At 39.6% G+C, this 7,282-nt stretch carries 7 protein-coding genes; 4 read left to right on the forward strand and 3 right to left on the reverse strand.

The window, feature by feature from the left end:
* A partial coding sequence (locus L1264_RS21095) for a reverse transcriptase N-terminal domain-containing protein (protein ID WP_235404610.1) occupies positions 1-310 on the reverse strand: 310 nt, incomplete at its 3' end.
* 870 nt (positions 311-1,180) lie between these two features.
* On the opposite strand from L1264_RS21095, the gene L1264_RS21100 reads away from it, so the two are divergent.
* Both L1264_RS21100 and L1264_RS21105 read left to right on the forward strand, forming a co-directional pair.
* A complete protein-coding gene (locus L1264_RS21100; protein WP_055022424.1) occupies positions 1,181-1,717 on the forward strand; it encodes a hypothetical protein in 537 nt (178 codons plus the stop codon).
* 129 nt (positions 1,718-1,846) lie between these two features.
* Positions 1,847-3,148: a S41 family peptidase gene (locus L1264_RS21105; RefSeq protein ID WP_055022423.1), complete on the forward strand. Its 1,302-nt coding sequence runs from the start codon at positions 1,847-1,849 to the stop codon at positions 3,146-3,148.
* A gap of 397 nt (positions 3,149-3,545) precedes the next feature.
* Here L1264_RS21105 and L1264_RS21110 read toward each other — a convergent pair whose 3' ends face one another.
* Complete coding sequence (locus tag L1264_RS21110) at positions 3,546-4,448, reverse strand: LysR family transcriptional regulator (RefSeq protein WP_199528393.1); 903 nt, start codon at positions 4,446-4,448, stop codon at positions 3,546-3,548.
* Between the two features lie 107 nt (positions 4,449-4,555).
* Here L1264_RS21110 and accD point away from each other — a divergent pair, with 107 nt between their 5' ends.
* Positions 4,556-5,422: an acetyl-CoA carboxylase, carboxyltransferase subunit beta gene (gene accD / locus L1264_RS21115; protein ID WP_055022421.1), complete on the forward strand. Its 867-nt coding sequence runs from the start codon at positions 4,556-4,558 to the stop codon at positions 5,420-5,422.
* A gap of 307 nt (positions 5,423-5,729) precedes the next feature.
* Here accD and L1264_RS21120 read toward each other — a convergent pair whose 3' ends face one another.
* Positions 5,730-6,167 (reverse strand): hypothetical protein, encoded by a 438-nt coding sequence (locus tag L1264_RS21120; RefSeq protein ID WP_138533978.1) that lies wholly within the window; start codon positions 6,165-6,167, stop codon positions 5,730-5,732.
* Positions 6,168-6,467: 300 nt separating this feature from the next.
* Between L1264_RS21120 and L1264_RS21125 the strand changes: the two genes are divergently transcribed.
* Positions 6,468-7,172, forward strand: a complete 705-nt coding sequence (locus L1264_RS21125; protein ID WP_199528391.1) for a zinc-finger-containing protein — start codon at positions 6,468-6,470, stop codon at positions 7,170-7,172.
* The last annotated feature ends 110 nt before the right edge of the window (positions 7,173-7,282 follow it).

The following is a 7,282-nucleotide window of genomic DNA, read 5'->3' on the forward strand; positions in this document are numbered from 1 at the left end:
CTTGATAAGCTTTTCTGCTCAATTGATTGACTGCTTTCATGCGGCGCGTATCCGTATTCCAGATGACGCCGTCTATTCCGGGCGTTTTACTGCCTTTGTTTTGTGATACTCGCTTAACAGCAAGAAGTTTTGCCGAATGCGAGTGAGTCAGTATCCACTGCAACGCTTTCGCTTTGCCGTGTTTACTTTCTCTTGTTGCTTTTGCAATACGCATCTGAAGCTTTAAAACGTGTGACTCAACAGTTTTCCAATTTATGGATTGCCATTGAGCACTGTCAGAAGAGGCACTAATCTCTTTTGAAATCATCATTTGCGTTTCTCCTTGAATAAAGTTCTTCAAATTCTCTTGCAACGGAAGACCAGTCGGAAGTCAGCTCACTTTCGTGCCAGACAGACGTCTGTATCTGCATCATTACAATCCAGCCTTTGCTTTCTCCAACATCCTCTACCTGCATCACTATCGGCTATATAAGCTTTCCCAAAGGGAGTGATACAGGCTTACCGTGTTCCGTATGCTGCGCAATGTCAGGTTAGATGCCCGCTATAGTGCGGAGAGTTCAGTGATCACGAAAGAGCATGGGGCAATCTCTTTCCGACTCTCGCGCCTTTTGGCTACAGCGTATTAACCACTTCCGCTGTTTCATCATATAACGCACCTTACGCGGATTCACTTATGTTCATCATACTGACTGCCTAGCACTCACCCGATTTGTGGTTATCAGGAGGATCGTCCTCTCACGATTAAGATCCCGATTGGCGCATACCAACCTTCGTTACATTGTCAGAGCCGCTACTTTATTCAGGCTCCTAGGATCATCTGGTGATACAGATGGTTCACTCATTAAGCGGTGAACAGCGCTTCATACGACTTCACGTCGCACGCCCCAAAATGAGTTAAAGTGAATGCTCTAATGACGGCTTTGAGCGAATAGCGGTCATTAGAAAATTATTTTTCAACACTGATTTTGTGTCCAATTGCTATGTGTTTCTCCTATATTCAGGAAAACAACCCATTTGGTCGTTTTTACCTTTTTCATAATCTCTATAATGATTAAAAGTTTATCTGTAGCAACAAGTTAGTTAGTGTGGTAGAACTGGTACAATGATAAAAATGACCCGCGGCTCGGTAGAAAAACGACCCAATGAGTCGATATTAAATTGTTAGCTTCCAAGGAGTAAAATGCAACCAATTTGGATTGACAAGATAGAAGTTGCTAGACGACAGATTACTGAAGCAGTGACTCTGTTTTTTGAGTTACGTGATTTTGTAGTGATTCATACTGTTATTGCATCTGCTCATCAGGTGTTAATTGATGTGGGCAAAGAGCAAGGAATAGTAAGTGTAGTCAAGAACCCAAAAGGCATGACGAGAGAGGAATTCAGGAAGCATGTAAGAACTGTCAATGAACCTTATAATTTTTTCAAACATGCAGATAAAGATCCTGAAGGAAAGATAAATATCGCTCCAATTGAGAGATTTACATCTGATTTCATGCTTGATGCAATACTAATGCTTCAAAATATTTCGGGTGAAATTCCTCTCGAAGCAAAGATCTTCTGGAGTTGGTTTGTCAGTACATACCCAGATGAGCTCAGCGATTGTCCTGAAGATGGAGCCCTTAAGCACCTGATGTCTTTAGGGCTAAATGAGTGGGATTTTCCTACAATCAGGCAGTTTCTAACATTTGGTGAAATCATGCAGGAGGCTAACAAGTAAATCCAGGTGACGCCTAGGCCGCACCTGATTTAGGCGTTAGCAATTTAATTTAGCATTTAGAAAATCTTTTAACCCCTTTTGGTGTGTTCGAACGTTATTAAAAAACAATAATTAAAATTTCAGGAAAATATGAACAATAAAGTCTTTAAACCCCTCATCGTTAGCTCACTCGTTCTATGCAATTATGTCAGCGCTGCAGATTGTTATGATGTGTCACAAAATATTGCCAAACAACTTGAAGATAACTACGTCATTGAAAATACAGCAACAAGGTTAGCTCAGTTAATACGTTCGCAAGTATTTTTATCTGGTTGTGAACGTCAAAAGTCATCTGAAGATATTGCTGAATTTATGACCTTGGAATTAAACAAGATTGCAAATGATAAACATCTTTCTGTTGTTTATGATCCAAATTGGGTTAGTGAATTGAAAGATTATCGTTCGTCAGCACAAACTGAGGCGTTTGCTGATAGTCGTGTCATGGAGACTCCTATAGACAACTATGGTTTTAAAAAGGTTGAATTGCTTGATGGCAATATTGGTTACCTCGATATAAGAGCTTTCTCTGACAGTCACTTAGGAGGTGAGACGCTTGAAAATGCGATGAAATTTTTACAGCATGCCGATGGTATCATTATTGATTTAAGGAACAATTATGGCGGTAGTCCATTTATGGTGACTTCCTTAGCAAGTTACTTCTTTGACCTAGATACAGTCCATTTATCAACTTTTGAAAGCCGTGAAAACGGTGTGTTAACTCAAACGCAAGATTGGACTTCGCCATATGTACCAGGTCCTAGGTTTAAAGATACTCCTCTTTATATCCTCACCAGCAGTAATTCTGCATCCGCTGCAGAAGGCTTTAGCTATTCAATGCAAAGTTTGAATAGAGCTACCATTGTTGGAGAGGTAACTGCTGGCGCCGCTCATGGTAGAAGTACTGAAATAGTAAATAATGATTATATTCTCACTTTACCATCCACACGACCTGTAGATCCAAGAACAAATGACAACTGGGAAAGAAAGGGGGTGAAACCAAATATTGAAACAAGTAGTGATAATGCATTTTATGTTGCTTATGCAGAGGTGCTTAATTCCTTAATCAAAAGTAATAGTAAAAACCTTGGTTTGCATCAATGGGTCTATCCATTGGTTAAAGCAAAATCGAGCCAATACCAGCCAAGTCAGAGTGATTTCAATCAGATAGTAGGTACGTTTGGAGAGCGCAAGATATTCCAAAAAAGTGGTAAACTCTTTTATCAATATTCAAATGATCCGGCGTTTGAAATTGAGTTACTTGATAAAAAGACCATTGTTTTTAAAGCGTTTACTGAAGCAAGACTGCAAGCAATATATAAAAATAAGCAAGTCATTGCATTGAAAATGCTCTCTTTGGGTGAGGATGAAAGAGTGTTTCAGAGAACGATGTAAAAATTGCTAACAAGGCTGTTAACACGGACAAAAAATAGTTGGCTTTGATTGTACCTAACAAAATTCTAGCCAACTATTTTTAGCTGGTTACAACGGCGTGAAGATCCGCTTTTGGCACAGAGTCATCCTTCGGCGCTAAATTGTTTCTGTCCAACTTCAAGTTCATCGGATCTTGGTCGGCACATTTATGCCCGTTTCTTGATAGAGTCGTTACTCTGTTCAGATTATTGTACTGAGTATTAAAAAACATTGTTTGTTATTAGTTTCAAGCTGGTGTTTAATACATCCTCTTAGTGCATTCCGCAGCCTGATTCTTGCATAAAAGTTTGCTTAGCCAAGCGCCTACTCTAAAAAGTGGTTCAGACAAATCCTTTTATCGATTTATTTCCTCTACTTTTCAGCCTCTATCTAAATTTGCTTGGTGCTTTAAATGTTGAATAAACATCGAGATCTTTTTTGCCAATTGTTTTCTGGAAGCGTAAAAGATATACAAAACCAAATCTTCAGGCTCATATTCCATTTTTACTATTTCCAGAGAACCAGCATCTATTTCATTACGACAGAATTCGGTGGGCAGTATAGCAAACCCCAGAGCAGCTAATGTGCCAGATTTAGCGAGATGCCCGCTATTGACCTTAAATGAAGACTGTACTTTTTGAGTAATAAGCTCACCTTTAGTATTTTTGAAAACCCAAGGTGCTCCATGTAACGCAGTAAAAGTATTGATACATGGGACGTGTTTCAAGTCGGTAACCTGAAAAGGTCTGGGAGAGGTCTTTAAGAGTTTTGGGGATGTCACAACAGAGCTTGGCCAACGCTTTATCTCCTTAGCTACCCAATTATTATCTTCGAGCTTTCCTCTGTGAAAACTTAAAATCACGTCAAACCCATCAAGTAAATCCTCTTTCGGGCTGATACTTGTATCGCAACATAGTGAAATTGAGGGATGCTTGGTACAAAAAGACACGACTGCTTGAGCTAAAGCAGGCGAGTCTGGCATTAAAACTCTAAGCTGCCCAACGACCTCATGAGAGTGCTGTGTCACTTCCTCAAGAGCATCATTAAGTTTGTCAAACAATGGCTGTGTGCGTAAGTAGAGATGTTCTCCTGCATCTGTTGGAGCGATTCGGCGTGTGGTTCTGTTAAATAGTCGTATATCCAGTCGCTCTTCGAGCAAAGCAACATGACGACTGATATTTGATGTAGGCAAACTTAAAAATTCCGCAGCACGTTTGAAGCTGTTGTTCTCATAGACACAGTGAAAACTTTTTAGCCACTGCTGGTCAATTTTATCAAGCATCTTATTTAATCCCATAATATTGGATTATCAAACCAATAAAGCACACTTTATTACCAAAAATAGGCCTATACAATACTTATCACTAAAGTTATATGAAAAGGTTTCCGATGAGTTGGTTAGAAAAACTGTTAGATAAGAAGAATATAATCAGTACACGTAAAGCTTCTATCCCAGAGGGAATATGGACTAAATGTCCATCCTGTGATCAGATATTATATCGCATTGCCCTCGAAGAAAATTTAGAGGTGTGCCCAAAATGCGATCATCATATGAGGATGTCAGCATGCCGCCGCTTAGACAGCTTTTTAGATAAAGGAGAGCGAATTGAGATCGCGAGTGAACTTGAACCGAAAGACTTTCTACATTTTAAGGATCTGAAACGCTACAAGGAACGCCTTGCTCTAGCCCAGAAAAGTACTGGGGAAAGGGATGCCTTAGTTGCGATGAAAGGAAAACTTATGGGCTTACCTGTTGTTGCCTGTGCATTCGAGTTTTCTTTTATGGCAGGGTCGATGGGCTCAGTTGTAGGTGCACGTTTTGTTCAGGCAGTTGAAGCTGCTGTAGATGCAAATTGTGGATTAGTTTGCTTTTCTGCCAGTGGTGGCGCTCGTATGCAAGAATCTCTGATATCGTTAATGCAAATGTCAAAAACTAGTGCTGCGTTAAATCGGTTATCCAGTAAAGGCTTACCATATTTTTCTGTATTAACAGACCAAACATTGGGTGGCGTTTCAGCGAGTCTAGCCATGCTAGGAGATATTAACATTGGCGAGCCGAAGGCAATTATCGGCTTTGCTGGACGTCGCGTGATAGAACAAACTGTTCGGGAGAAATTACCTGTGGGCTTTCAGCGGAGTGAGTTCCTCTTAGAGCATGGCTCTATAGACATTATTATTGATAGGCGTGAAATGCGCAAACGAATTGGTGGATTGTTGGCTAAAATGACAAATACAACTATTCCTTTAAATCCATAGCTTATAGGTACTGTGGCGAAGCAGAACTAGCCAACAAGATAAAGCTCATTCAAATGGGTTTAAAACATTTAAAGGTATTCAAAGTTATAAAGCCATTTATGCCCAAAACTTTCTTTCCATCGCGACCACCGCCAATAAAGGTGGTTTTCGACGTTTTGGATACGAAAATTACCTGAAAGCAGGATTCGACTATGTGCTGCCAGTCAGATGAGGCTAAAGCCTATGCGTCTAAGCTGTAATGTAAGCTCAAATAGGCTACCACACGAACAAAAATGTGTATTCACAGCTATATTCCATATAAGAAAAGTTAAAACTTGCCCAATTCAACTAAGCACTGCTTTCGAAGACCGCAAATTTCATTGAACAATGATTTATTAAACCTCACTCGAACAGCAAAACCATTACCATATGCAACAATACCTTGCGGTGCAGGTAGATACCATTTGTTCAGCATTCCCATATACAATGTAATTTGAGCTCTTTCATATAAATTTACTCCAGTATAGTTTCGAGACTTAAACTCACATACAACAAACCTAAGCTTTAATAGATTGAAGAATAGGGCATCTGGCATACCGACTAGATTCTTATTTTCTACCTTTATTGGTTTTCGCCCCCCAACATCACCACCAAGAAATAGATAATAAAGAGGCACTTGTAGCTTTCTCTTAACGCTATACCCTTTTGCAATAAGTACGATCACTACGATAGAGAAAACTAGGAAAATTTGAATAATAAGTAACATATGAAACCTATAATAGTTAAAAACACAGCGCGTATTAGATTTGAACTTTTACCTGCCCGGGCGTGCTCTCGCGTGCCTCTTTTAGCCAGTTTTTTATCGAATGCACCACCTTTAGCTTTCCTAAATAATTCTCTATCTGAGTAATAAAGGGCTAATTGGGAGACTGGTATTGATTTTTTTGGGTTCATTTACACCTCCTTATGCCACTCATTATTTCACGCAAAAAAATTGAGGCAGAGATTAAAATCGAGAAAATTGAGTTTTTTTTGAATTCCAGCGCAATTGTTTAACCAGGGTTTAATGGAAGACATACAAACACTAAAACAAGGCAAAGCTGTGATTTATTTAAACCAAGTCGATCTAAAAAAACTGGTCCAAGAGCAACTATCTAAGTCTGGAATAGTTGATGCTTCTACGTATAGCTATGTAAATGAACTAAGCAAGTTGCTCTCTGATCACCGGCATGAAGCTCTATCTCTGGCACTTATAGGGGAGCTGAAGCATAAAGCTAATTACTTAACTGACTTAGCTGAAAAATCGATGCGAATGTATTTCATCCACTTTCTGGAGGATATTGTGATGGGAATAAACTCAAGAGCTGCAGTGGACATCAAAGTTCGATGTGAATACTGTTCCGGGTTAGCATCACTTTCAGAATCAAAGCACATATTCAAAGGTAAAGATCACGGTTTAATTTATCTTTGTGAAAACTACAAATCAGGATGTGATTCATACGTTGCAGTGCACAAAGGAGATAACTTACCTCAAGGAACCCTGGCTAATGCCGGCACTAGAAGCGCAAGACAAAAGGCACACAAAATATTAGATGTACTTTGGAAAGAGTATGGTTTTGCAAGAGTTGATGTGTACAGACAGTTGGCTAACTACCTAGAAGTTAAACCTAATGATTGTCATATTGGTAAATTTACCGAGCAACAATGTGAATCAGCGGTGAACTACCCAGCGACATCGGTTCACTCTCATCACTGGGCTTCTACAGTCTAGCTTAACAGCTAGGCAGCTTCTTTTTTCTCAGATCCAAAATCCAACTTCGATAATTCGAAGACTTTCGTTTTAACAGATTGTTTCTGCTGAGATGCGGGTGTTACCCTTGC

Origin of the sequence: Pseudoalteromonas sp. APAL1 (assembly GCF_021532475.1) — a bacterium.
GTDB classification, from domain to species: Bacteria; Pseudomonadota; Gammaproteobacteria; order Enterobacterales; family Alteromonadaceae; genus Pseudoalteromonas; species Pseudoalteromonas lipolytica_C.

Excerpts from the sequence above, each read along its gene's own strand:
- L1264_RS21105 (WP_055022423.1), top strand. The coding sequence starts at position 1,847 with ATGAACAATAAAGTCTTTAAACCCCTCATCGTTAGCTCACTCGTTCTA.
- L1264_RS21125 (WP_199528391.1), top strand. The coding sequence starts at position 6,468 with ATGGAAGACATACAAACACTAAAACAAGGCAAAGCTGTGATTTATTTA.
- L1264_RS21120 (WP_138533978.1), bottom strand. The coding sequence starts at position 6,167 with ATGTTACTTATTATTCAAATTTTCCTAGTTTTCTCTATCGTAGTGATC.
- L1264_RS21110 (WP_199528393.1), bottom strand. The coding sequence starts at position 4,448 with ATGCTTGATAAAATTGACCAGCAGTGGCTAAAAAGTTTTCACTGTGTC.
- L1264_RS21100 (WP_055022424.1), top strand. The coding sequence starts at position 1,181 with ATGCAACCAATTTGGATTGACAAGATAGAAGTTGCTAGACGACAGATT.
- accD (WP_055022421.1), top strand. The coding sequence starts at position 4,556 with ATGAGTTGGTTAGAAAAACTGTTAGATAAGAAGAATATAATCAGTACA.